Annotated in this window: 21 protein-coding genes; 12 read left to right on the forward strand and 9 right to left on the reverse strand. The window is 24.4% G+C overall.

Annotation, left to right across the window (positions count from 1 at the left end; translation table 11 throughout):
* Window positions 1-156 precede the first annotated feature (156 nt).
* The 3 genes from PWP28_RS01885 to PWP28_RS01895 all read left to right on the forward strand — a co-directional run bounded on the left by PWP28_RS01885 (window position 157) and on the right by PWP28_RS01895 (window position 4,112).
* Window positions 157-1,341, forward strand: coding sequence for a MalY/PatB family protein (locus PWP28_RS01885; RefSeq protein WP_109605246.1), 1,185 nt, complete (start codon window positions 157-159; stop codon window positions 1,339-1,341).
* Window positions 1,341-3,062, forward strand: coding sequence for a phospho-sugar mutase (locus tag PWP28_RS01890; protein ID WP_374045477.1), 1,722 nt, complete (start codon window positions 1,341-1,343; stop codon window positions 3,060-3,062). The genes PWP28_RS01885 and PWP28_RS01890 overlap by 1 nt, the downstream gene beginning before the upstream one ends.
* 84 nt (window positions 3,063-3,146) lie before the next feature.
* The gene (locus tag PWP28_RS01895) at window positions 3,147-4,112 is read left to right on the forward strand and encodes an aldo/keto reductase family oxidoreductase (RefSeq protein ID WP_109605245.1); all 966 of its coding nucleotides are present in this window, start codon (window positions 3,147-3,149) and stop codon (window positions 4,110-4,112) included.
* 8 nt (window positions 4,113-4,120) lie between these two features.
* Here the strand turns inward: PWP28_RS01895 and PWP28_RS01900 are convergent, their stop codons facing one another.
* Complete coding sequence (locus PWP28_RS01900; protein WP_109605244.1) at window positions 4,121-5,047, reverse strand: DMT family transporter; 927 nt, start codon at window positions 5,045-5,047, stop codon at window positions 4,121-4,123.
* A gap of 150 nt (window positions 5,048-5,197) precedes the next feature.
* Between PWP28_RS01900 and PWP28_RS01905 the strand changes: the two genes are divergently transcribed.
* Together PWP28_RS01905 and nadE are read left to right on the forward strand one after the other, a co-directional pair.
* On the forward strand, window positions 5,198-6,055 hold the full coding sequence (locus tag PWP28_RS01905) for a tyrosine-type recombinase/integrase (RefSeq protein ID WP_308644149.1): 858 nt from the start codon (window positions 5,198-5,200) through the stop codon (window positions 6,053-6,055).
* Between the two features lie 23 nt (window positions 6,056-6,078).
* The gene (nadE, locus tag PWP28_RS01910) at window positions 6,079-6,936 is read left to right on the forward strand and encodes an NAD(+) synthase (RefSeq protein ID WP_305082082.1); all 858 of its coding nucleotides are present in this window, start codon (window positions 6,079-6,081) and stop codon (window positions 6,934-6,936) included.
* Between the two features lie 22 nt (window positions 6,937-6,958).
* Here the strand turns inward: nadE and PWP28_RS01915 are convergent, their stop codons facing one another.
* The 4 genes from PWP28_RS01915 to glgX are packed head-to-tail and all read right to left on the reverse strand — an operon-like array spanning window position 6,959 to window position 12,660.
* Window positions 6,959-7,984 (reverse strand): M42 family metallopeptidase, encoded by a 1,026-nt coding sequence (locus PWP28_RS01915; RefSeq protein ID WP_308644150.1) that lies wholly within the window; start codon window positions 7,982-7,984, stop codon window positions 6,959-6,961.
* Window positions 7,985-8,006: 22 nt separating this feature from the next.
* On the reverse strand, window positions 8,007-8,825 hold the full coding sequence (locus PWP28_RS01920) for a bifunctional 5,10-methylenetetrahydrofolate dehydrogenase/5,10-methenyltetrahydrofolate cyclohydrolase (RefSeq protein WP_308644151.1): 819 nt from the start codon (window positions 8,823-8,825) through the stop codon (window positions 8,007-8,009).
* Between the two features lie 12 nt (window positions 8,826-8,837).
* Window positions 8,838-10,511 (reverse strand): formate--tetrahydrofolate ligase, encoded by a 1,674-nt coding sequence (locus tag PWP28_RS01925; protein ID WP_109605239.1) that lies wholly within the window; start codon window positions 10,509-10,511, stop codon window positions 8,838-8,840.
* A 25-nt stretch (window positions 10,512-10,536) separates the two neighbouring features.
* Window positions 10,537-12,660: a glycogen debranching protein GlgX gene (glgX, locus tag PWP28_RS01930; protein WP_264150231.1), complete on the reverse strand. Its 2,124-nt coding sequence runs from the start codon at window positions 12,658-12,660 to the stop codon at window positions 10,537-10,539.
* Between the two features lie 200 nt (window positions 12,661-12,860).
* On the opposite strand from glgX, the gene PWP28_RS01935 reads away from it, so the two are divergent.
* Both PWP28_RS01935 and PWP28_RS01940 read left to right on the forward strand, forming a co-directional pair.
* A complete protein-coding gene (locus tag PWP28_RS01935; RefSeq protein ID WP_109605237.1) occupies window positions 12,861-13,160 on the forward strand; it encodes a hypothetical protein in 300 nt (99 codons plus the stop codon).
* Complete coding sequence (locus PWP28_RS01940; protein WP_109605236.1) at window positions 13,153-13,635, forward strand: hypothetical protein; 483 nt, start codon at window positions 13,153-13,155, stop codon at window positions 13,633-13,635. Before PWP28_RS01935 ends, PWP28_RS01940 begins: the two co-directional genes overlap by 8 nt.
* Window positions 13,636-13,784: 149 nt before the next feature.
* Here PWP28_RS01940 and PWP28_RS01945 read toward each other — a convergent pair whose 3' ends face one another.
* Entirely contained in the window at window positions 13,785-14,609 is an 825-nt protein-coding gene (locus PWP28_RS01945; RefSeq protein ID WP_109605235.1) for a MurR/RpiR family transcriptional regulator, read from the reverse strand.
* A 118-nt stretch (window positions 14,610-14,727) separates the two neighbouring features.
* Here PWP28_RS01945 and PWP28_RS01950 point away from each other — a divergent pair, with 118 nt between their 5' ends.
* The 3 genes from PWP28_RS01950 (at window position 14,728) to PWP28_RS01960 (ending at window position 18,569) form a co-directional block, all read left to right on the forward strand.
* Window positions 14,728-16,746, forward strand: a complete 2,019-nt coding sequence (locus tag PWP28_RS01950; protein ID WP_308644152.1) for a hypothetical protein — start codon at window positions 14,728-14,730, stop codon at window positions 16,744-16,746.
* A 198-nt stretch (window positions 16,747-16,944) separates the two neighbouring features.
* On the forward strand, window positions 16,945-17,733 hold the full coding sequence (locus PWP28_RS01955; protein ID WP_109605233.1) for an alpha/beta fold hydrolase: 789 nt from the start codon (window positions 16,945-16,947) through the stop codon (window positions 17,731-17,733).
* Window positions 17,734-17,759: 26 nt separating this feature from the next.
* On the forward strand, window positions 17,760-18,569 hold the full coding sequence (locus tag PWP28_RS01960) for an alpha/beta hydrolase (protein WP_308644153.1): 810 nt from the start codon (window positions 17,760-17,762) through the stop codon (window positions 18,567-18,569).
* A 92-nt stretch (window positions 18,570-18,661) separates the two neighbouring features.
* On the opposite strand, the gene PWP28_RS01965 is transcribed toward PWP28_RS01960, so the two are convergent.
* Window positions 18,662-19,291, reverse strand: coding sequence for an HAD-IA family hydrolase (locus PWP28_RS01965; RefSeq protein ID WP_109605231.1), 630 nt, complete (start codon window positions 19,289-19,291; stop codon window positions 18,662-18,664).
* Between the two features lie 95 nt (window positions 19,292-19,386).
* On the opposite strand from PWP28_RS01965, the gene PWP28_RS01970 reads away from it, so the two are divergent.
* Both PWP28_RS01970 and PWP28_RS01975 read left to right on the forward strand, forming a co-directional pair.
* Window positions 19,387-20,208: a zinc finger domain-containing protein gene (locus PWP28_RS01970; protein ID WP_308644154.1), complete on the forward strand. Its 822-nt coding sequence runs from the start codon at window positions 19,387-19,389 to the stop codon at window positions 20,206-20,208.
* 4 nt (window positions 20,209-20,212) lie between these two features.
* A complete protein-coding gene (locus tag PWP28_RS01975; protein ID WP_305082090.1) occupies window positions 20,213-20,752 on the forward strand; it encodes a CDP-alcohol phosphatidyltransferase family protein in 540 nt (179 codons plus the stop codon).
* Window positions 20,753-20,812: 60 nt separating this feature from the next.
* Here the strand turns inward: PWP28_RS01975 and PWP28_RS01980 are convergent, their stop codons facing one another.
* On the reverse strand, window positions 20,813-21,238 hold the full coding sequence (locus PWP28_RS01980) for an N-acetyltransferase (protein ID WP_264150239.1): 426 nt from the start codon (window positions 21,236-21,238) through the stop codon (window positions 20,813-20,815).
* Window positions 21,239-21,439: 201 nt separating this feature from the next.
* A complete protein-coding gene (locus PWP28_RS01985) occupies window positions 21,440-21,562 on the reverse strand; it encodes a hypothetical protein (RefSeq protein ID WP_305082091.1) in 123 nt (40 codons plus the stop codon).
* Window positions 21,563-21,679 lie beyond the last annotated feature (117 nt).

Raw genomic sequence — 21,679 nt, forward strand, 5'->3', positions numbered from 1 at the left:
TTTTACCATTTTTATAAAGATAAGTTAAATTCTAAATAAATTGTTTAGATTGAAAGAGTTTATTTAAAATCATTTTATCTTTAAATATCTCTATTTTTCTTAAAATTCAATAATACAAATTTTTTTGATATACTTTATATAAAGGGGGAAAAATAAATGGAAAATATAAATTTCGATAAAATAATAGAAAGAAAAAATACCAATTGTATAAAATGGGACAATCTCGAGCAAATATTTGGAAAAGAAAATATTACTCCTATGTGGGTTGCTGATATGGACTTTAAATCAAGTAATGATATAATAAAAGCATTATCAAAACGCACAGAGCATGGAATATTTGGATATACAAAAACCTCTGATGAATATTATGATGTTTTTATAAATTGGATCTATAAAAAACACAAATGGAAAATAGATAAAAATTGGATAAGTTATGTACCAGGAGTTGTTCCAGGATTAAAACTTGCAATATATACTTATACCAAAGAAAAAGATAATATATTAATTCAAACTCCTGTCTATTATCCTTTTTTTAATGTTATAAAAAATTTAAACAGAAATATAGTCACAAATCCATTAATATATTCAGACAATATTTATAGTATTGATTTTAAAGATCTTGAAAATAAAATAAAACAATATGATGTAAAAATGATGATATTATGTAACCCTCACAATCCAATTGGAAAAGTTTGGTCTAAAGATGACTTAATAAAAATTTCAAATATATGTATTGATAATGATGTATTATTGATATCCGACGAAATACATTCAGATTTAATATATGAAAATAATAAACATGAACCAATAGCAAATTTAAACAATAATATAAAAGAAAATTCTATAACTTTTTATTCGCCAAGTAAAACATTTAATATTGCTGGATTACAAGCTTCCAATGCTATAATTCCAAATGAATATTTAAAAAAACAATTCGATGAAACTATAGAAAAAATAGGAAATTCAATGATCAATGCATTAAGTCAAGAAGCATTTATTGCAGCATACAAACACGGTGAATTATGGTTAGAATACTTAATAAAATATCTAAAAGAAAATATTAACATTACTATCGATTTTTTTAATAAAGAAATACCTAATTCAAAAATAATAACTCCAGAAGGTACTTATTTATTATGGATAAACTTAAAAAATATTGCTTCTGAAGAAGAAATTAAGGATATTTTAATAAACAAAGCTAATATAGGATTAGAAGAAGGTAGTATATTTGGAGAAGATGGAAAAGGTTTTTTTAGAATGAATATTGCAACTCCTAAAGAAATCCTTTTAAAATCATTAAAAAAAATAAAAACATCTTTTAAAAATGGAGGTTTAATATGATGAACTACAAAGAAAAATATTTGGAATGGTTAAACAGTCCTGTAATTGATGAGCAAACAAAACAAGAATTGTTGTCTATAAAAGACGATGAAGAAGAAATTAAAAACAGATTTATATTTGATCTTGAATTTGGCACTGCTGGTTTAAGAGGTATATTGGGTGCTGGAAGCAATAGAATGAATATATATACAGTTGCAAAGGCTACACAAGGATTAGCTGATTATATAAATTTTAGAGGAAAAGAATATGCTAAGAAGGGTGTTGCTATAGCTTATGATGTTAGGCATTTTTCTAAAGAATTTTCTGAAATAGCTTCATCCGTTTTAACTGCAAATGGAATAAAAGTATATTTATTTGAAGATATAAGACCAACTCCTGAACTTTCATTTGCTATAAGATATTTTAAAGCTGCTTCTGGAATAGTTATAACTGCGAGTCATAATCCAAAAGAATACAATGGATATAAAGTTTATTGGGAAGAAGGTTCTCAAATATTATCAGAAGTTGCAGATGGAATAACCAATAATATAAAAAATATAAAATCATTTGAAGAAATAAAATATTTAGATTTAGAGAAAGCTAAAGAAGAAAATTTATTAACAATAATAGGAAAAGAAGTAGATGACGAATATACAAGATTAGTAAAATCATTAGCAATAAGAGATGAAGAATTAGATAAAGATATAAAAATAATATATACTCCATTAAATGGTACAGGAAATATTCCCGTTAGAAGAGTATTAAAAGAAAGAAAATTTAAAAATGTTATAGTTGTACCAGAACAAGAAAATCCAGATCCAAACTTTACAACTGTAGGATATCCAAATCCAGAAGATACAAAAGCTTTTAAATATTCTGAAAGTTTGGGAAAAGAAGAAAATGCTGAAATACTTATAGCTACAGATCCAGATTGTGACAGACTGGCAGTTGAAGTTAAAGATGAAAATGGAGAATATGTTCCATTAAATGGTAATCAAACTGGAGCTATTCTAATAAATTATATTCTTGAAAGTAAAAATGAAAAAAATTTGATAAACAATGACGGTTTTATTGTTAAATCTATTGTCACTGGAGATCTCGGAAAAGTTATTGCAGAAAGTTATGGTGTAAAAACATATGAAACATTAACAGGATTTAAGAATATATGTGGAAAAGAAAATGAACTTTTAAAACAAAACAAGACATTTCATTTTGGATATGAAGAAAGCATTGGATATGTAACAGGTACATTTGTAAGAGATAAAGATGGAGTAATATCTTCAATGTTCCTTTCTGAAGCAGCTGCTTATTATAAAACAAAAGGCAAAACTCTTTTAGATGTATTAGAAGAGATATATATAAAATATGGATATTATAGAGAAAATAATTTTTCAATAGTTCTTGAAGGTCTTGAAGGAAAAGAAAAAATTTCTAATATGATGATAAATTATAGAAAAAATTTTCCAAAAAGCATAAATGATATAAAACTAATAAAATATGTTGATTATCAAGAAGAAAAAGAATATGATATAATAAATAATAAAAATTCAGAAGTTGATATACCAAAATCAAATGTTTTAAGATTCTGGTTTGAAGACGGCTCTTGGTATGCAGTAAGACCTTCTGGAACAGAACCTAAAATAAAAGTTTATATATATTCAAAAGGAAAAACTTTAAAAGAATCAGAAAACAAACTTAAATTGTTTAAAGAATCTATATTAAAAGAATTAAATAACATATAAATCCTATACCATTAAAATAAAATAAATCGTCTCCATTTATTCAAATATTTTGGAGACGATTTTTATAAAAGGAGATGTACTCAAATGTCAAAAACTAAATTAAAAAGAATTTACTATGGCACTATGGGTCTTGGTGGAGGATGGGATGAACCAAAAATAACAAAAAAAAGTATAGAACAAGCTGAAAAAGCTCTTCAAACAGCTCTTTCTATAGGAATAACAAAATTTGACTTAGCAGATATATATCAAAATGGAAAATCAGAAGAAGTATTCGGAGCTTTTTTAAAAAACAATTCAAATATCAGAAAAGAAATTATAATTCAAACTAAAGTTGGAATTATTTTAAAAAATATCGATGGTGTAGCAAGATATGATTTTTCTGAAAAACATATTATAGATTCTGTAAAAGATTCATTAAAAAGATTAAATACAGATTATATAGATACATTATTATTACATAGACCTGATCCCTTAATGAATATAAAAGATTTAAAAAATGCTTTTCAATATCTTTTAGATCATAAAATAGTAAAAAAAATTGGAGTTTCAAACATGAATCAATATCAAATAGAATATATAAAAAAATCAACTAATACTGAAATTTCAATAAATCAACTTGAAATAAGTTTAAAAAAACTTGATTGGTTAGATTCTACAATAGGTATAAACAATGATGAAGGATTCAAAAGTTCTTTTACTCCAGGTCTTTTGGAATATATGATGACAAACAATATAGAAATACAAGCTTGGAGTCCTATGGCTGGAGGTCTATACACTGGAAAAAATTTTGAAATTCTCGATGAAAAAGAATCAATAGAAAGTATTTCAAAAACAAAAAAATATATATATAAATTAGCTCAAGAAAAAAACACAACACCAGATTCCATAGTATTATCTTTTATACTAAAACATCCTTCAAATATAAATCCTGTAATAGGAACAAGCAATCCAGAAAGGATAAAATTAGTTAAAGATTGTGAAACTATAGAATTAACAAGAAAAGAATGGTATAAACTATATACATTATCAAGAAATAAACCTCTGCCTTAAGCGGAGGTTTATTTCTTTTTATAATTAACTGCAAAGATACCTATTGCTACCATAAATAGTGCAAATAAAATTTGAATACTAAATTTTTCATCTGGAATAAACAAAACAGAAAGTATACTTCCTGAAACTGGAATCATAAATCTATAAATACTAACTTCTCCTGCTTTATTATATTTAAGTAAGGAATACCATAACCCAAAAGCTATTGCAGATAAAAAAGAAGAATAGATTAAAAGAGTTAATGATAAAGTAGTAAATTCAAGTGGTTTTTTCATATGAAAAACACCAATAATTATCATAAGAATAGATCCCATAAACATTTGCCAAGCAGAAACTAAAAAAGGATGTATATTTTTAGATAATCTTTTAGCAAGAAAAGTACCAAAAGAAGATATAATACCAGCAAAAATTAAAAACCCTTCTCCAAAAAAATTAAAATCAAAACTAAAGTCTTTGCCCCAATTTGAAAATATAATTCCTAAAATGCCTGTTAAAAGTCCTATAATTTTATTAAAATTTATTTTATCATTATTATATATAAAATGAGCTAATATAACAGTTATAAAAGTACTTGAAGATTGTAAAATAGCCCCTTTCATTCCAGAAGTATTTGCCAATCCATTATAAAAGAAAAAATATTGAATAGTTGTTTGTAAAAGTCCTAACAAAAAAAGTTCAAATAAAATATTTCTATCTTTAATTTTTAGATTATTTATTCCTTTTTTATTAAAAATTAAATATGTAAAAAGAATTATACTTGATCCTAAAAATCTTATACCTGCAAAAACTACTTTTTCCCAAATATCATTAGAGTTTAGATTCATCTCAGAATATGATATTTTCAATACTGGAAAAGCACTTCCCCATAAAATACAACAAATGAAAGCAAGAAAAATAACCATATACTTATTTGTAAGAATTTTATTATTATTCATAGTTTTATCCTCCAACAATTTATATTAATTAGCATTCTTAACTATATTACCATAAAAATAAGAATATTATATTTAAAAAAATTTGATATAATTTATAAAAGATCTTTAATTTTAAATCTTATAACTTATAATAAGGAAGATGTATATAAAATGAATGAATTAACAGATAATTATATAGAAGAATTTTTATCTCATTTGAAATTTATAAAAAGAAGAGCAGACTCTACAATTAAAGAGTATAAAAAAATACTAAATAATTATAATAAGTATATGAAAAAATATGGATTAAATAAAATAGCCTTTTTAAAATATTTAGAAGATTCTTCACAACTATCGCCAAGAACTATAAAACTTCGTATTGTTGTTCTGAGATCTTTTCTAAATTATTTATATGAAAATAATTATATTAATGGTTTAAACTATTGGAAAGACGCTAATGCTAAAATACCTGAACAATCTCCTAAAGGCATAAATAATGTTCAAGAAACAATACTATTTGATATAATACAAAAAGAAAACAAATTTGACTATATATTTTTTAATCTATTATTGAAAGTAGGATTAAGAATTTCAGAAGCTTTAAATCTAAAGAAAGAAAATATAATTTTTTATAATGATCATGCTGAATTGATAATAACAGGTAAAGGTTCAAAGGAAAGAATCTTAAAAATAACTTTAGAATATGCAGAAAATCTCATAAAAACTTCTGGAAAAGATTATGTATTTGAAATATCTGACTCATTGCCAACACAAAGAACTATGCAAAGAAGATTTAAAAAATATGTTCTAATAGCAAATCAAAAAATAGATATTTTAAAACAATCTGGTAAAAATATAAATTATATAAATGCAACACCTCATGCTCTTAGACATACCTGTGCTAAAAAACTATTAAATTCTGGAAAAAATCTTGAAGAAGTTAGATATATACTTGGACATACAAATATATCTACAACAGGTATATATATAAGATCTGAAAATCATACATCATTATTAGATAATATATAGATAAAATATGGGGGGGACTGTTTATGGAAAAAGAAGTAAAAAAAATTAAAGAATTTATATATTCGTTTTATAGTAAATATTCATATAATGGAATAATTATAGGTATAAGTGGCGGAATTGATTCTGCTGTATGTGCAAAATTATGTGTTGATTCAGTTGGAAAAGAGTCTGTCTTTGGTCTTTTACTTCCCGAAAGAGATTCTGATAAACAAACTATATCTGATTCTAAATTAGTATGTGATCATCTAAATATAAAATATAAAATAATAAATTTAAAACCTATATTGAAATCAATGAAAGTCTATAAATTACAACCTCCTTCGTTTTTTATACCGAGAAAAATTCAAGAAAAATATGTAAAAAAAAGATGGGCAAATGAATCTCCAGATACTTTTATATCAGACTTAAAAGATGAAGGAAATAAATCTTTTTTAGAAGGATTAGCATATTATAGAGTAAAACATAGAGTAAGACTTAATCTTCTCTACTTTGAAGCAGAAAAAAAAGGATATTGTGTTGCAGGCACTACAAATAAAACTGAAGAAAAAAGTGGTTTTTATGTCAAATATGGTGACGATTCCAGTGATATAGAGCCATTAATTCATTTATACAAAACAGAAGTAATAGAAATGGCTAATTTTTTGAATATACCAGATAAAATAATAAATAAATCTCCATCACCAGATCTTATACCTGGTATAACAGATGAATTTGCAATGGGTATAAGTTATAAAGATTTAGACAGAATACTCATAAAAAAAGAAAAAAACATTTCTTTAAATGATGAAGATCCTAAAAAAGTTCAAAGAGTAGATAAAATATTACAAAGTAATATTAAAAGAAAAATAAAAAATATTAGTTTAAAAAGGACTGATCAATAAGGTCAGTCCTTTTATTTTCTCATTATTTGCTTATATAATCTAAAATCAATTTAAAAGTATTTTCTATTCCTTCTTTATGAGTTCTTTCATAACCATGAGAAGCAAATACTCCAGGTCCTATTAATGCATGTTTTATATCATATCCTGCTCTCAAAGTAGCTTCAACATCAGAACCATAATATGGATATACATCTATTGCATAATTTAAATCAAGTTTTTTTGCTATATTTATCAAATCTGTAGTAACTTCATAATCATAAGGTCCGCCAGAATCTTTAGAACATATAGATACTTTAAATTCATTAGTTTCAAGATCTTCTCCCACAGCCCCCATATCAACTGATATCATTTCTTTAATATCAGCCGGAACAAATGAACCACCATGCCCAACTTCTTCATATGTTGTAAAAATAATATAAACTTTTCTATTCAATTTTATATTATTTTCTTTTATATATTTTGAAATTCCTATAAGAATACCAGCAGATGCTTTATCATCCAAGTGACGACTTTTTATAAAACCAGATTCTGTATAAACACTTCTTGAATCAAATGATACAAAGTCTCCGGTTTGAATTCCTAACTTTTGCACATCTTCTTTATTAAATACTTTTTCATCTATAATTAATTCCATGTTTTGTTCTTCTCTTTTCATAGATCCTGCATCTGAATAAACATGAACAGCTGGATGAATAACTTGAATAGTTCCGCTGTATTCTTTTAAATCTCTTGTATGAATTATACAATTTTCAGTTTCAACAAAATTTAAAGGGAATCCTCCTAAACGTGTAAGCCTTATTCTCCCATTATCTTTAATACTTCTCACCATTGCACCTAATGTATCAATATGTGCTGCAAAAGCTACTGCATTTCCTTCCCCACCAAGATCTACTATTAAAGACCCTTTATTTGTAATATTATATTCATATCCTATTTCTTTAAATATTTTTTCCAATTTTTTTATAGCTTTTTTTGTAAATCCAGTAGGACTTGGAGTTTTACAAAGCTCTATAATCTTATCAATAGAATAATCTATGTATTTTTCCATGATATTTCCCCCTTAAAATTAATTATTGTTTAATATTCTTTATAGCAGCTCTAAAGACATTTCTCATTAATATAGTTGAAGTTATAGTTCCAACTCCTCCAGGTACAGGTGTTATATAATAATTTTTATCATACAGATCTTTTGAAACATCTCCAAAAAGCTTTCTATTTTTAAAATTTATTCCAACATCTATTATATATGTACCTTCTTTTATAAAATCTTTAGTTAAATATTCTGCTTTTCCTATAGCAACAATAACCGCATCAGCTTTCATTGTCAATTCTTTTAAATTCTTAGTCCTTGAATTTGTTATTGTCACAGTAGCACTTCTATTCTTTCTTTCAAGCATTATAGCTGCTGCTTTTCCTACATTAATAGATCTTCCAATAACTACTATATTTTTACCTTCTAAATCCATACAATTCTCTAATATTTTTATAGCAGATTCTGCTGTACAAGGGACAAAATATTCGTTTTCATAAACCATTTCTCCCATATTATAAACACTCAATCCTTCTATATCTTTGTTAGGATTCAATAATCTTGCTATATCTATCTCTTGATAATTCTTATTTTTTAAAGGTCTTGATACAAATATTCCATCTATATTTTTATCATTATTATATTTATTCAAATCTTTGACTATATCATCTGTTTCTATAACAGAAAAATCTATTCCATACTTATTTGCTATCTTTTTTTGGCTTTTCAAATAAGATCTTGTAGCTGAAGTTAAATTATCAGATATAGATATCATTTTTGGTGTTTTAATGAGTTTAGATTTAATAATATCTATTTCATCTTCTAATTTTTCTAAAACTTTATCTATTTTAATTATCAAATCAATTCCTCCTTAAGATAACCCTTCTATATTACCAGAATTATCTATATTGAGATTAACAGCATTTGGAACTTTTGAGAGTCCTGGCATACGCATTATATCCCCAGCTAAAGCAACAACAAATCCAGCACCAGCAGAAAGTTCAAAATCTCTTACAGTAAATTCATATCCTTTCGGTGCTCCTAACTTGCTCTTATCATCAGAAATAGAAGATTGTGTTTTTGCAATGATTACAGGAAGTTTATCATATCCATATTTTTTTAAAAATTTTATCTTTTTTCTTGCATTAATAGAAAACTCTACATTTCCAGCTCTATAAATTTCTCTAGCTATTTTTTCTATTTTAACTTCCAATTCATCAGTATTTTGGTATACAAACGTCATCTTTTCTTCATTGTTTTTATTACAAGAATTTACAACTTTCTGTGCAAGATCCACAGCTCCTTCTGATCCCTTTTCAAATGATTCATTTACAGAAACAAAAACATCTTTATCTTCAGCATAATTTTTTACAAATTCAATTTCACTATCTGTATCACTATAAAATTTATTAATTGCTACAACTACTGGTATATTAAATTTTTTCATATTTTCTATATGAACTCCAAGATTTTCTATACCTTTTTTTAGATTTTCTAATGACTCATTTTTCAATTCATTTAATTTCATTCCACCATGATATTTTAAAGCTCTTATCGTAGCTACTATAACTATAGTAGAAGGTTTCAAATTATAATTTTGTGCTACAAAATCAAGATATTTCTCAGCCCCTAAATCAGCTCCAAATCCACCTTCTGTAACTACATAATCTGACATTTTAAGACCCATCTTAGTTGCTATTATGGAATTTGTACCATGTGCAATATTTGCAAACGGACCTCCATGTATTATGGCAGGTGTATTTTCTATTGTTTGTACTAAATTAGGATTTATCGCATCTTTTAAAATTAATGCGAGAGCACCTTCTATTTTTAAATCTCCAACTGTTATTGGCTTTTTATCATATCCTCTTGCTATTACTATTTTAGATAATTTTTCTTTTAATTCTTCTATATTTCTCGATAAACATAGTACAGCCATTATTTCCGATGCTGCAGTTATTATAAAACCATCTTCTCTTGGAACTCCATTGGCTTTTCCACCCGTACCTATTATTATCTCTCTTAAAGATCTATCATTCATATCCATTGCTCTTTTCCAAAATACTTCTGTTGGATCTATTCCAAGTTCATTATCAAATTTTATATGTGCATCTAGTACTGCTGATATCAAATTATGAGCAGTTGTAATAGCATGTATATCTCCCGTAAAATGTAAGTTTATATCTTCCATAGGTAAGACTTGTGCAAATCCTCCTCCAGCAGCTCCACCTTTTATACCCATTACTGGCCCAAGAGAAGGTTCCCTTAGAGTAACTATAGACTTTTTGTTTATTTTATTTAATCCCATTGTTAAGCCTATACTTGTGGTAGTTTTACCTTCTCCAGCTGGAGTAGGGGTAATTGCTGTAACTAATATTAATTTGCCATCTTTTTTATCTTTTATCTTATCATAATACTGATGTGAGATCTTTGCTATATTCTTTCCATAAGGATTAATATAATCATCAGGTATCTCTAACCTTTCAGATATTTCATAGATATTTTTTAATTTAGCATTTTTTGCAATTTCAATATCACTTAACATTTATTATCCCCCTTTAATAAAATATTTACTTACCTATCATTATAACAGAACTATTGGGTTGTAATGTGTAATCATTCTCAATGTATTCCGGAGAAACTAAAAAATCATTCGGATGAGATCTTGAAGTATCTACAATCAAATACCAATTTTTATTATTTAATCTTGGCAAAGTAAATTTTAAAGGCTCATTATAAGAATTAAGAGCAACATATATATCATCATTAATATTACCATCTTTTGAAATATATTCTTCACCATTTATCATAAAAGCTAAAGAATGTGAATAAAAACCAAAATCTGGTTTATAAGGTTCAATTCCATGCCAAGTAATATCTGCAAAACCATCACCTTTCAAATCTTTTCCCGTAAAAAAATGTTTTCTTCTTAAAGAACTATAATTTTTTCTAAATTTTATCATTTTTCTATAAAAATCAAAAATATCATAATTTTTATCTTTAAAAGACCAATCTACCCAACTTATATTATTATCTTGACAATATGTATTATTATTACCATATTGAGTTCTACAAAATTCATCTCCCATTAAAATCATAGGAACTCCTTGAGAAAGCATAAGAATAACTATAAAATTTTTAATCTGTTGTTTTCTCAAAGAAATAATATTTAAATCATCTGTATAACCTTCAACACCATGATTATAAGAATAATTATCATTAGCACCATCCATATTATTTTCACCATTCATATGATTATGTTTTCTATTATAAGAAACAAGATCCCATAAAGTAAACCCATCATGAGCAGTTATAAAATTTACAGAACTCCATGGATGTCTACCAGATTTTTGAAATAAGTCTGGACTACCAGCTATTCTTGTTGCCAAATCTCCAACCTGACCATTATCTCCTCTAACAAAACGTCTAACAGTATCTCTAAACTTTCCATTCCATTCTGCCCAACCAGTTGGAAATTCTCCAACATAATATCCTCCAGCAGCATCCCATCCCTCAGCTATAAGCTTAGTTCCAGATAAAATAGGATCATCTGCTATATCTTTTAACAAAGATAAATCTCCAATCCAATTACCTTTAGAATCTCTTCCAAGTATAGCTGCAAGATCAAATCTAAAACCATCAACATGCATTTCTGTAACCCAATATCTTAAAGAATCTAATATCATTTGTTTAACAACAGAATGTGAGCAATTCAAAGTATTTCCAGTACCAGAATAATTTGCATAAAATCTTCTATTATTATCTAATATATAATAAATAGAATTGTCTACACCTCTAAAAGATAAAGTAGGTCCGAGTTCGCTTCCCTCACCTGTATGATTATAAACAACATCTAAAATAATCTCAAAATTATTTTTATGCAATATTTTAACAAAATCTTTAAATTGAAAAACTTGTTCTCCAAGTTTAACACCATAAGAATAATTACCAGAAACCGCAAAAAAACTTAAAGGATTATAGCCCCAAATATCTTTAAGTGCTTCCCCATTAAGTGGATTAATATTTGTATTAGAATTAGGACTAAATTCAAAAACAGGCATAAGTTCTATAGATGTAATCCCAAGTTCTTTGAGATGTTCGAGTTTTTGAATAATACCATCAAAAGTTCCTCTATTATCAACCTCAGAATTTGCATTAATAGTAAACAATCTTACATGCATTTCATAAATTATAGTATCTCTCATTTTTATATCTGGTTTTCTATCTTCTCCCCAATCATAAATAGATTCATCGATGATAATACTTTTACAATTAGAAATAGCCGAATTCTTTTTAGAAAAAGATAAATCTTTATATTTTGAATCTTTAGAATATCCATAAATATAATCATCACTAAAATCTAAAGTAGATGAAATAGCTCTTGCATAAGGATCTATAAGTAACTTATTATAATTAAATCTATGTCCACTTTCAGGATCATAAACACCATCTATTCTCCAACCATAAAACATATTATGTTTTGCACCTTTAACATAAATATGCCATACATCACCAGTTTTATTTTTAATTTTTTGTAAATCATATTTAAAAATTGGCTCTTCATCATAAAAATTCTCATACAATTCTAATGTAACCTTAGTCCCATTTCTTGTAAAAATAGAAAAATTAACGCCTTCAGAATCAACAGTAGCCCCAGGTGTTGGGTACCCTCTTTTTACAATAAAATCTATCATATTATCACCTCAATATTATTATACTATATACGAATGTTCTTTCATATTCTCAAAATTATTTTTTTAATATGAAAAAATAAATATCGTTCAAGTATTATTAAATAATTCAAAAATAATATCAAATCTAAGCTATTGTATTTTTTATGATAAAATATACAATAGAATAAATAATAATTTAAAAATAAAGGGAGAGAAATAAAATGTTTAATTTCTTCAAAAAAAACAAAACTAAAAAAAATTTTTATAGAGAAAAAGATGCTTTAATTTTATATTTCAAGTGTAATAAATGTGATGAAAAATTTATAAGTCATCTAAGACTTTCATATGATTTATTAAGAGACTATGAAAACGGAGGATTCAAAATAGAAAAAGAATATATAGGAAGTAATTGTAATAACAAAATACAATTAAAAGCTACATTTAAAGAAAACCTAAAAGAAACATCATTTGAATTAATTAATGGAACAGTGATAACCAAAGAAGAGTGGAAAAATGAATAAAGATAATTTAGAACCAGATTACAGACCTGTAAGACCTTTTATTCAAATCCCTGAAAAAGTAATGATGTATATATTAAATTTAACTCCTTCATCATTTGCTAAAGTATATTTATACTTATACAATTTAAGTTATGGAATAGGCAAAAATTATACAGTATTTCATACATCTGTTAGAGAAATAGCAAAAAATTTAAATATTTCAGTTGGTAGAACTCATAATGCCATATCATATTTTAAAAAAATAAAAGCTATTGAAAAAATAGAATCAAGAGCTGTTATAGGAACAAAATTCAAAGTAAATGTTCCAGAATTTTCAGCAAAAAACAATTGGTATTTTACAGAACCTGAAAAAGTAAGGTATATGATGCTAAAAGAAAAGATTGTAAATGAAGATAAAATAATCACTTCAAAAATAAAAAGATATAAATCTATTGAAAAATCTTTAAAACTTGGACTTTTTGATGATGAAGAATAAAAAATCCCGGCTTTAGCCGGGAAGTATAATTTATACTATATTGGGGGTTAGGGGAATTTGCATGCTTTGAATTAATTATACAATCGTTACTTTAATTTTATTTTAATAACATGTTATTTTTTAAAAACGATTAAGTTTTTTATATTAATTCATAAAAACCTTTTTGCATTTATTTTAGAAAGAATTTTTTCAAGTTCTTTTGGAGAATTTCTCTCTATTTTATTATAATAAGAATTAATTAATATTTCAATTACCATAAATTCACTTATTCTTGAACTCAAGAATTCAATTTTAGAATCATCCTTAGCAAAAGAAGTACTCAAAAGTATATCTGTATTTTTTGCCAAATCAGATTCAATTCCTGAACTTATAGAAATAGTAGTAACATTATAATCATGAACAGCTTTTGCAAGTGATACAACATCTTTAGTAACTCCAGTATGACTTATAAATATAACAAGATCATCTTCATTAATTATTGGAATTAATGAATTAAAAGTATGTAAGTCAGAATAATAAATTGCTGTTTTACCAAGAACATTAAATTTTTTTGATGCATAGTCACAAATAAAAGCTGAACTACCAACTCCAACAAAGAACAACCTATCAGCAATGGAAATTTTATCTACAGTTTCCATTAATTTTTTATAATCTATAATAGATAAAGTCTCATCTATAAGATGAATATTTTTATTAATAACACTAACAAGTTCCTCTGGCAAATCATTTGAAACTGAGTCAGGGACTTCGGAAGATAACTCTTTTACTAAAGATAATTTAAAATCATGATAACCCAAAAAACCTATTTTTCTAATAAACCTATAAACAGTTGAATCACTGGTTTTAGCTTTCTTGGCAAACTCTGAAATAGTACAATTTAATATCTCTTCAGAGTTATTCAATATAAAATTTGCAATTTCTTTCTCTTTTTCAGACAAAGTATTAAATATACCCTTAATATAAGTTTTTATCATAAAATTCTCTCCTAAAAAATTTTTTTTCTTATAAGTATTATATAATAAAATAATATATAATTACAAATCAAAATATAAAAGACGATAATATAATGACTATAAAATAAGGAGTTAAAACATGAATATAAGTATAAATCTTAAAAATATAGATAATATGCTAAAAAAATATTTAAATACGAATAACCAAGAAAAAAATATTGGGAAAGTTATATTTGCCAATAAAGATACAGCAATAGTAGATTTAAAAGGAAAATTAATATTACTAAACAATTTAAATAACATTAGCTTAAAAGAAGGCCAGTTCATAAACCTTGTACTCGATAAAAATAGCTCCAACAATATAGATGCAATCTTAACAAAAGAATTGGGAGAATTATTTAATGGTAAATTGCTAATGAATCTTGAACTTGGACAAAAAATACCTATTGAATTTGATTTATCACAAATAAAATTTTCAGACCAAAATAAAATACTTCATTGGATTTCAGATTTCATAAAAACTTTAAACAATGAAATACCAGAAAACATAAAAGAAAATATGTCTGATAATACAAAAAATAATATAAAAAATTTCCTCATAAAAATCATGGATGATTTTTCAAAAGTATTTAAACAAAACAAAATAACCTATCCAGATCCTATAACTTTTGCAAAAAATTTGGGAAAAATGATATCAAATTATATACAAAAAGAAAACAATATGAAAGAAAATGACACTAAAAATAACAACAATACTCAAAACAAAAATAATACTAATAGCAATATTAATCTTCAAAATAAAAATAATGAAGCACAAAAAAATATCCAATCTGATCAAAACAATTTAAATAATCAAAAACAAAAAACAATATTAAATCCAGAAAAAAAAGAATTATTATCAAAACAAAACAATTTAAATAAAAAAACAAATGAATCAAAAATACAAAATAGCAATTCTAATACTCTACAAAAAAATGATATAAAAAATCAAAATAAATTCATCAGTAATAATACAAATAAAACAAATCAAAATATTCAAAATAAAAATAATCAAACAAATACAAACATAAATAAAAATAAGTTAAATACTCAAAATATAACAGAGCAAAAAACAAATAATATATTAAAAAATATAAATGTTGAAGTAAATAAAAATAATCAAACAAAATCAATTTCAATAAACCAATTTAAAAATATCTTACAAAATATTTCAAAAAAAGATTTAATATCATTATTGAAAAATACAATAATAACAAATTCAGAAAAAAACATTTCGACAAACGAAAACAATTTTGAAAACATAAAAAATAAAACATTAAAAAAATTATTACTTCCATTATCAAAAGAAAATTTAAATATAAAAATCCCTAAACAAACTCTAAAAGAAAATTTATCTACAAATACAAATATAAATAAAAACCAACAAATATTGCTATCAAATCCTCAAAAAACTTTAAAACCAAATCAAATAAAAAACCAAAATACAAATAACTTTAAAAATATAAATCAAAATACCGAAACTAATCAAAAACAATTAATAAAAAATCAAAATGCAAATCAAACTATAAAAAACACTATAAAATTTATTTTAACAAATAAAGAACAAAACATTCCATTAAAAAATGATCAACAAAATATATTAAAAAATAATTTAAAATTAATATTTCATAAATCTGATGAAATTCAACAAAATTCAGAAAAAGTCATAAAACAAAACTCCAATGAATTATTAAATAATAAATCAGAAAGCACTTTAATATCAAAAAATTTAGAAAAAGCAATATCAGCATATAAAAACTTAGAAAATATAAAAACTAATAATGAAAACAATTATTTTTTATTTAACATAATGAATTATCCTGTATACTTTTCATATAATAAAGTAAAGAATGACACAAATTATAGTCAAAACAAAGATTATGGTAAATTAAGATTAATATTACCCACACAAACTTTCGGAGTAGTAGATATAAACCTATTCATTGTAGAAAAAAACGTAAACTTAAAAATAGGACTCGATCAAAATATAGATTTATTCAACTCAGATATAGATAACTTAAAAAACAATATAGAAAAAATAAATTATAAAATTGAAACTCTAAATATATCAAAAAATGAAAACAAAATACAACTCAAGACTAACTCTTGGTATTTATAGCTCACCAAGAGTTATTTTCTCTATATGAAAATAACTCTTTCGTTCAAGTATTATATAATATAGTTATTAAATAAGTTCGAGGTTTAATCTTTTAAACATAAATATTTATTTATAAATACCTAAAACTATTAAAATTGATATTTAACAATATATCTTAAAAGTGATAAAATATAAAAGACTAAATGAGAGGTGATTCATATGTTTTTAGAAAATCCAGGGATATACTATGAAATTGATGGAAACAAAGATGGAACTCCTTTAATATTTTTAAATGGAATAATGATGAGTACTGCAAGTTGGAATGAATTAATTCCAAAATTTGATAAAGATTTAAAAATAATTAGATATGATATGAGAGATCAAGGTAAATCATCAAAATTAAACAATACTTATGATATCGATATTCATGTAGAAGACTTAAAGATATTACTCGACCATCTGCAAATACAAAAAGTAAATATACTTGGTGTTTCTTATGGTTCACAAGTAGCTCAATTATTTGCATTAAAATATCCTAATAGAATAGAAAAAATGATCCTTCCAAATTCAACAGATCATGTAGATAATTATTTATCTTCTATTGGAAATGCTTGGAAAGTTGCAGCTTCTTTAAATGATGGAGAAAAATTTTTTGATATATCTTTACCTTATATATATTCACCCAAATTCTATAATGAAAATATGGAATGGTTAATGAACAGAAGAAAAATGTTTAAAGATTCTTTAACTAAAAGTTGGTTTGAATCTTTTACTCGCCTTGCTTCTTCTAATGAAACTTTTAATATTAAAAATAAAATTCATTTAATAGATCATAAAATATTATTAATAGCAGGAGAAAAAGATATAATAACTCCACCAGAAAATATAAAAGATATGCATTCTAAAATGAAAAATTCTGAATATATAGAACTAAAAGATACTGGTCATGCTTTATTTTTTGAAACAATGTCAGAGTTCTGCGACTTAATAAATAAATTTATGAAATAATTACAATTTAATATAAGGGGGATTCTATGATAAAAAATATCAATGGAATTGATTTATATTATGAATTAAAAGGAAATCTTGAAAGTAAAGAAACAATAGTTTTTTTTAATGGAGTAATGGCTTCAACAAATAGTTGGAACTATCAAATACCTATTTTTGAAAAAATGAATTACAAAATTTTATTACATGATTTTAAAGGTCAATTAAAATCTGAAAAACCTAAAGGACCTTATTCATTCAAAGAACATGCTTATGAATCAAAACTATTAATGGACGAATTAGACATAAAAAAAGTTCACATAATAGGAACTTCTTATGGTGGAGAAGTAGCTTTAAGATTTACAATAGACTATCCCCAATATGTCAAAAGTATATCTATAATAGATTCAGTAAGTGAATTAGATGAAACTTTAAAATATTTTTTAGAAGGTTGGAAAAAATTAGCAGCTAATAAAAATGGAAAAGATTTCTTTTATGGTATGATGCCTTCTATTTATAGCAATACTTTTATAAAAAATAATTTAAAAATGCTTGATAAAAGAGCAGAAGCATTAGAAAAAATATCAAAAGATTATTTCGAAGGTCAGATAGAACTATATAATACATTTTTAAATGATGTTGAAATGACAAAAGAATTATCAAAAATAAAATGTCCATCACTTATAATATGTGGAGAAGAAGATATATTAAAACCTAAAAAATTCTCTAAAATAATTTCTGATAATATATCAAATTCAGAATATATTACAATTCCTGATTGTGGACATGTAGCAATATTTGAAAAATATAAAGAATTAAATTCAATTCTTCTTGGATTCATAATTAAAAATACTTGAAAAAAAATACCTCCAAATTATTTTGGAGGTATTTTTATCATTATTTTGATTCATTATTTTTTTGTAGTATAATATTCTTATACATAGGAATACTAAATAAACTTATTAATAAATTCATTAAAACTATTAAAAACAAAATCAGCTTCCAATAAATTATCAGAATTATCAAAATTCATAAAACAAGTTTTTATATTACTATTCTTACCAGCTTTTATATCAAGTTCTCTATCTCCTATACACAAAGTCTTAGACAAAATTAAATCATATTTATCTATAACATATAGAAAGCTCTCTGGATTAGGTTTATTTTCAAAACCATTTTCTTCAGTGATTATTTCTTTAAATAAATCAAATACCCCATAATACCTCAATATTTCATGCGTAGATCTTTTGTCTCTATGAGTTATTATGAAATTATTTAAATTATTATCCTTTATTTTTTTACAACAGATAATAGCGTTCTCAAAAGGCACATTATATTTCGGATGAACTTTATTTGCATTTTCCCAAAATTTATCAACAAAAATTCTATTTAAATCGTACTTTTTTATAAGATTCTCTAAAGCAAAAGTTATAGTCTTTCTTGTATCATCATAAATTTCATCTCTTGAATATTCAAAAACTCCAAAGTCCTTCAAAGTGATTTCAAAAGCATCAAGAGTTGCTGGATATGTATTAAAAAGAGTTCCATCAAAATCCCATATAAAATTTTCAAACTTCATTTTGACACCATCCTTTTATTATATATATTCATTATATCATCTAAAATATTCTATTTTTTGGTTTAATTTTTTTAAAAAGAAAAAGGGGGGAAATTATGGCTATAGAATTCACAGAAGCTATGATCATAGCTAATCAAATGAAAAAAAACTTATTAAGAAAAAAAATTATAGATGTAATAATACCAGATATCAAAACAAAAACTATACAATGGGGCTTTTTAAATTTACATAAAATAGATATAAAAAATCAAAAAATAAACAATATCATTCATAATGGTGATTATATATTCCTCGAATTAGATAACTTTGCATTAAAATTCGGAGAAATGATTGGAAAAATACTCTTTCATAAAGAAAATGAACAATACCCTAAAAATTCAAAAGCCATAATAATATTAGAAGATAATACAAAAATATCATATAATCCAACGTTATATGGTCTTGCATATGCTTTTGATAAAAAAAACCTAAAAAAAGAAATCAAATCTACAGGTATATCTCCTTTAGATGAAAAATTTACAGTAGATTATATTATAAATTGCTTTAAAGAAGATAAAAGAAAAATAGTAAAACAAATGAACTTATATGGTGTTAAATATAAAATAGCTGGAATTGGTAATGGTTATTGGACAGAAATACTTTATCATAGTGGGATAAATCCAAAAAGGAAAAAAGAAAATTTAAATAATAATGACTATGAATCAATGTATTATTTTACAAAAGAAATAATACAAAAATCAATAAAATTAAATGGTAGTATCGATGAAACCGATCTATTTGGAAATAAAGGCGAATATATTCATTATCCTGGAAAAAGAGCAAAAAATAAACCTTGTATAAAATGTGGCAATTTAATACAAGCCAAAAGCATATTAGGTTCAACTTCATATTTTTGTACAAAATGTCAAAAAATTTAAAAAAATGAACATTCCAAATACTTTGTCAATAATGAGAATTTTATTTGTTATATTAATGTTTTTATTCAAAAAAAATATTTTTTTATTCCTGATATTCTATATAATTGCATGCATTACCGATATATTAGATGGTTATATAGCAAGAAAATTTAATAAAATTACAAAATTAGGTCAAAAATTAGATTCATTTGGTGATTTAATACTGTACATATCTACATTATATTTTATATATTATTTTAACCCATATTTAATACTTGATTTTTTATTATATATATTAATAATTGTTTTTATAAGATTATTAAATATAATAATAGCGTATATAAAATATAAAAAATTTTTAATATATCATACTTATCTAAATAAATCAATAGGAATACTTTATGGAGTATTTTTTCCATTAATAATACTATTCAAAACAAATAATATTATTATATTAACTTTAATATCTTTATCTTTAATTGCTACTATTGAAGAAAGTATAATATTAACAATAAAAAATATCTCTGATGCTGATTATAAAGGTTTATTCTTTGATAATAAATAAAAAAGTATTGTAACTAAAATAATTACAATACTTTTTTATTATTAAATGAAACACTTAAAATTAAATCTTTTTAATAAAAACAACTTCTCCTTCTTCAACTTTTCCTGTATTTATAAAGCCAAGACTTTCATAAAGTTTTATAGCCTTTTCATTCTCTGGTTCAGTACTCAAATATATCTTATCTAAGTCATCATATTCATCAATAATTCTCTTTAAAACTTCTTCCATACCCTTTCTTCCATAACCTTTTCCTTGAAATTTTTCATCTATATTAAATCTCCAAATCCAAACCTCATTATCATCTGGATCTCTAAGATACATAACAAAACCCACATATTCATCATCATTAAAAAGGCAAAAAGGTTTTGCTACAGGATATAAATATGCTTGTGCTAATGAATACATATTTGGTGCACAATATTCAGCAAATTTTGAATTAATACATTTATAAAAATTATCTTCACTAATATTCTCCAATCTAATCACTTTAAATCCTCACTTTCTTATTATAAATTTTTTAAATACCTTTCATCTTCTCATGAGTTTAAAAATTCTCCCTCCTCTAAAGTCATATAATTATTAATATTTCATTTGCATTATTGATATTAATTCTACTTAATTATAACACACAAAAAAATAAAATGTTAACATATAAAAAATAATTTAATTAAAAATTTTATGAGTAGACTATGAAGACGAGACTTTTGAAGACGCTTTATTTTCTACTTGTTCTTTTAATTCCTCAGTTAATACATTTAATTCTTCAGAATTAGCCGATATATTTTGAACTCCTTCAGTTTGGAGATTCATAGCTTGTACTGATTTTTTTATTTGTTCTGATATATTATCATATTAGCCGTTTTTAATGTTGCTTCATTTGCATTTGTTGCTCCATTTCTTAATTCTGTCAATATTGAAGTAAAATTT

This window comes from Oceanotoga sp. (assembly GCF_030445905.1).
In the GTDB taxonomy this organism is placed as follows: Bacteria; Thermotogota; Thermotogae; order Petrotogales; family Petrotogaceae; genus Oceanotoga; species Oceanotoga teriensis.

Bases quoted from the DNA above. Each gene is read 5' to 3' on its own strand.
- PWP28_RS01885 (WP_109605246.1), top strand. From the start codon at position 157: ATGGAAAATATAAATTTCGATAAAATAATAGAAAGAAAAAATACCAAT.
- PWP28_RS01890 (WP_374045477.1), top strand. From the start codon at position 1,341: ATGAACTACAAAGAAAAATATTTGGAATGGTTAAACAGTCCTGTAATT.
- PWP28_RS01895 (WP_109605245.1), top strand. From the start codon at position 3,147: ATGTCAAAAACTAAATTAAAAAGAATTTACTATGGCACTATGGGTCTT.
- PWP28_RS01900 (WP_109605244.1), bottom strand. From the start codon at position 5,047: ATGAATAATAATAAAATTCTTACAAATAAGTATATGGTTATTTTTCTT.
- PWP28_RS01905 (WP_308644149.1), top strand. From the start codon at position 5,198: ATGAATGAATTAACAGATAATTATATAGAAGAATTTTTATCTCATTTG.
- nadE (WP_305082082.1), top strand. From the start codon at position 6,079: ATGGAAAAAGAAGTAAAAAAAATTAAAGAATTTATATATTCGTTTTAT.
- PWP28_RS01915 (WP_308644150.1), bottom strand. From the start codon at position 7,984: ATGGAAAAATACATAGATTATTCTATTGATAAGATTATAGAGCTTTGT.
- PWP28_RS01925 (WP_109605239.1), bottom strand. From the start codon at position 10,511: ATGTTAAGTGATATTGAAATTGCAAAAAATGCTAAATTAAAAAATATC.
- glgX (WP_264150231.1), bottom strand. From the start codon at position 12,660: ATGATAGATTTTATTGTAAAAAGAGGGTACCCAACACCTGGGGCTACT.
- PWP28_RS01935 (WP_109605237.1), top strand. From the start codon at position 12,861: ATGTTTAATTTCTTCAAAAAAAACAAAACTAAAAAAAATTTTTATAGA.
- PWP28_RS01940 (WP_109605236.1), top strand. From the start codon at position 13,153: ATGAATAAAGATAATTTAGAACCAGATTACAGACCTGTAAGACCTTTT.
- PWP28_RS01945 (WP_109605235.1), bottom strand. From the start codon at position 14,609: ATGATAAAAACTTATATTAAGGGTATATTTAATACTTTGTCTGAAAAA.
- PWP28_RS01950 (WP_308644152.1), top strand. From the start codon at position 14,728: ATGAATATAAGTATAAATCTTAAAAATATAGATAATATGCTAAAAAAA.
- PWP28_RS01955 (WP_109605233.1), top strand. From the start codon at position 16,945: ATGTTTTTAGAAAATCCAGGGATATACTATGAAATTGATGGAAACAAA.
- PWP28_RS01960 (WP_308644153.1), top strand. From the start codon at position 17,760: ATGATAAAAAATATCAATGGAATTGATTTATATTATGAATTAAAAGGA.
- PWP28_RS01965 (WP_109605231.1), bottom strand. From the start codon at position 19,291: ATGAAGTTTGAAAATTTTATATGGGATTTTGATGGAACTCTTTTTAAT.
- PWP28_RS01970 (WP_308644154.1), top strand. From the start codon at position 19,387: ATGGCTATAGAATTCACAGAAGCTATGATCATAGCTAATCAAATGAAA.
- PWP28_RS01975 (WP_305082090.1), top strand. From the start codon at position 20,213: ATGAACATTCCAAATACTTTGTCAATAATGAGAATTTTATTTGTTATA.
- PWP28_RS01985 (WP_305082091.1), bottom strand. From the start codon at position 21,562: ATGAATCTCCAAACTGAAGGAGTTCAAAATATATCGGCTAATTCTGAA.